This window comes from Cryobacterium sp. MDB1-18-1 (assembly GCF_004402735.1).
Classification (GTDB): Bacteria; Actinomycetota; Actinomycetes; order Actinomycetales; family Microbacteriaceae; genus Cryobacterium; species Cryobacterium glucosi.
Map to the genome: position 1 here is coordinate 1 of NZ_SOFR01000056.1, position 3,691 is coordinate 3,691.

1 protein-coding gene is annotated in these 3,691 nt (G+C 64.6%); it reads left to right on the top strand.

Features of this window, described 5'->3' with window-relative positions; translation table 11 throughout:
- Positions 1 to 163 precede the first annotated feature (163 nt).
- The gene (locus tag E3O50_RS14785; protein ID WP_134448366.1) at positions 164 to 3,040 is read left to right on the top strand and encodes an EAL domain-containing protein; all 2,877 of its coding nucleotides are present in this window, start codon (positions 164 to 166) and stop codon (positions 3,038 to 3,040) included.
- Positions 3,041 to 3,691: the final 651 nt, after the last annotated feature.

Consider the following 3,691-nt stretch of genomic DNA (forward strand, 5'->3'; position numbering starts at 1 on the left):
TCCGAAGCATCCATGCTCGAGCTGGCCACCATGAACAACCCCATCAAGGTCATCGACGAGGCGGTGATCCTCCCAGAACTCGCCGCCGCCTAAGCTAGACCAACTGACCCGCACCGTGTTGAGAAACTCCACCACTCAGCGGGACGTGACCTGTGGGAGCGTAATGCTTGCTGAAGCACGTGAGACGTCCAGCGCGACGGTGACGTTGGTACTGCGCTTCGTCCGTGAGCGCGGTGGCGTCCAGTTGGTTGCCGACGTACTCGCGGCGGCCGGGATCATCCAATCGGTCGAGGAGTTGGAGCAAATCTCCACCTGGATCGGCTACGACACCCGCATCCGGCTTTTTGAGGCCGTGACGGAAGCCCTCGGCCCGGGGACAATGTTCAGAATCGGCGAATCTGCCGCTGCGGACAGGGTCCATCCGGCCATTGCGCAACTTCTGAGCGCCTTCGCATCACCCCGCGCCGTGTACAACCAGCTCCCAAGGATGGTCCCGAAATTCAGTACGACGTCTACACTCGCGCTCGTCACCATCAGCCCCACGGATGCAACGCTCAGCTTTCATCTCCACGACGGATACGCTCCGTCCCGGCTGGATTGCGAGTATGCGCAGGGCCTGTTCTCTGCCGTGCCACGTATCTTCGGGCTGGAATCAGCGCACACCGTCCAGGACGAGTGCCAGTCGGACGGAAATCTGGCCTGTGTGTACCACCTCACATGGTCCCGGCGACTGCACTGGTGGTCATGGCGCAGTGGTAGGCGCGCAGCCGATCGCGGATTCGCGGCCTTGCGTGAACAGGTCCAGCGGATACAGCTGGCCGAGGCGGATCTCGTCAGCAGCGACGACATCGGCGAGGTGCTCGCCCGGATCGTGGGTCGCGCCGCAGCAGCGGTCCTCGCGCCGTCCTATCTCTTCGTCGTGAAGCCGACTCACGGCGGGGCGCCGCTCGTGCACTTTTCGGGTCTCGCCGATGATCGAGCCGCGGAACTCGCGGCGCGGCTGCTCGAGGGTGCCAGCCTCGGCAGTTCCGCCGTTGTCGTCGACGTGGCGTCGACTCGCCAGGTTCACGGGCGCCTCGCGGCCTTGTACCCGCGGGGGCAGAAGCCCATGGACGCGGACCGGGCGCTCCTCAAGGCTTATGCCAGCCACGCGGCAGCCGCCCTTGACCTCTTCACGGCGCTCGAGGACAGCCGCCGGGAAGAGAGCCGCTCGACGGCGCTGCTCGCGCTGGCTCACGAACTGGCCACCGCCGGCAGCACGACCGGCGTCGCGGACATCATCGCGGCCGCCTTGCCGACTATCGTCGCGTGCGACGCCGCGGCGGTCCTGCTCTGGGACGCCGGACTCGCGACGCTCCAAGCAGTCGCCTGCGACGGCTTTGAGCCGGGCGAGCGTGAGGTGCTGTTCGCCACGCCGATCCCGGCTGCGACGACTCCCGAGCTGATCGGACTTCTCACTAACCACGAACCCGTCCTCGTCAGGGCGGACGAGGCCAGCCCTCTTCTAGTACAGTTACTCGGCGCCATTGGGGCGCCGAATGTTGTCGTGGTCCCGATGCTCGATGGCGATCTCCTATTGGGGATCGCGGCCGCCGTATGGCATGGACACCTCACGCCAGAGGTACATTGCGCGGCCATGACCCGGATCGTCGGGGTGAGCAGCCAGGGCGCAACGGCCTTACAAAACGCGAGATTGCTCGCGACCGTGCGACACCAGTCCCTGCACGACTCTCTCACCGGGTTACCCAACCGGGTGCTGTTCGCCGAGCGGCTGGACCACGCGCTCGGAGAGAACAGGGCTGGCACCGGCACTGCCGTGATGTTCTGCGACCTCGATAACTTCAAGAAGGTCAACGACGACCTCGGGCACGGCGCCGGGGACGAACTGCTCCGCCAGGTTGCCGCCCGCCTCCGTTCCCAGGTTCGCCCGGGAGACACTATCGGCCGCCTCGGCGGCGACGAATTCGCAGTTCTCTTCACGGACCTGTCCTGCCAGTCGACGGCGCTCGAAATGGCCAGACGCATCGTCGACAACCTCAACTTGCCCTTTCATCTCGCCGGCCGGGACCTGCGTATCTCCACGAGCGTTGGCGTTGCCGTCTACACCGGAGAGGGCGGGCGCGGTGAACGACTCCTCGCCGCGGCCGATACGGCGATGTACGAGGCGAAGAGGACAGGTCGCAACCAGATCGCCGTCTCCGGCGAGACGGCAGCCGATTCGTCAAAGCCGTCGCTTGAAACGGAGCTCTCAGTCGCCATCGACCGCAACGAAATGCGCCTGCACTTCCAGCCGGTCTTCAATATTTCCGGTGCCAATGGCATCAGGGCGGTGGGCGCCGAGGGGCTCATCCGCTGGGCTCATCCGCGCCTTGGGCTATTGGCGCCGGCCGCATTCCTTCCACTCGCGGAAGAAACCGACATGATCACCAAACTGGACTTGTGGGCGATGGGTGCCGCCTGTGCGGCGCTGGCAGGGTGGTCGCAGCCGGGCGACGAACCGTTGCACGTCGCCGTCAACCTCGCAAGCGCAACGCTGGTCGACCCCCGGCTGTTGCCGACGGTGCGTGCCGCCCTGACCAAGAACCACATCTCGCCCCGACGCCTCATCCTCGAGGTCGTCGAGAGCCGCGCACTGATCGACCTGCCCGGCGTCGTCGAACGACTCACCGAGCTCCGCCAGCTCGGTATCCGGATCTCACTCGATGATTTCGGAACCGGGTTTTCCACGCTCGCGTGGCTCAATTCCCTGCCGGTCGACCAGATCAAGATCGATCGCACCTTCATTATGGATATTCCTTCCCGGTCCTCCGTCGCCCTCGTGCAGGGGATCCTCGCGCTTGCGCAGAAGCTCGAAATCGAAGTCGTGGCCGAGGGCGTGGAAACCGTTGACCAGCTCGACACCCTCCGCGAATCGGGCTGCGCGCTCGTGCAGGGCTACCTGCTCGGCCGCCCCGCTGCGATTTTCGACCCGGCAGCAGTTGAACGAGCCAACAACGGCGACTTGATTTCTGGGGCCACGAACAGCAACTCCGGGGCGTAACGGGGCGCTGCCCGGTTGAACCGGGAGAGGCGTGCACGGGGAGCCGTGGGATCGACGCAACGGTTGCCGCGGCCTGTTAGCGTATCGGGCCACCGGCAACTCAAACAAAGTAATACACCGGCTTGGAATAGGACTTGGCCAACCGCCGGTAGAAGACGCGAACAGGGTGAAGAACACAACCGCCGTGCATAACCCAACGGAACGAGCTCGTCCCGCAGCGTTGCCGCCCAGAGATGCGGGTCCTCGATCAGCCGGGCGGTGACGTAGTCGATGAACGCGTCGAACGGGTCGGGTTCAGCTCGTTGACGCACTCCCGGGGTGCGTTGGCCGGCCAGGTAGGCGCGGATGGTTTTGCGGTCGTGGTCGGTGCGGCGGGCGATCTCACTGATCGTCATTCCCTGCCGTTTGAGCGCGTGGATGTCCACGTCGTCCTCCTCTGAAAGCATAGGAGTAGGGCCTTTCTCGGGCTGGTGTGTGGTCGAAGACCATCAGCATCGAGGAAGGCCCGCTTCTATGAGCAGAAGCGACCCGGAGTGGGGAATTTCAGTGAGTGCCGTCAGAGCACGATGCTCAGGCTGTCACGATCACCTTTGCGCCATTGCGCAACTAGGCTTCTGGCATGTTCATCCTTGAGCCTGCAAAAACGCCACA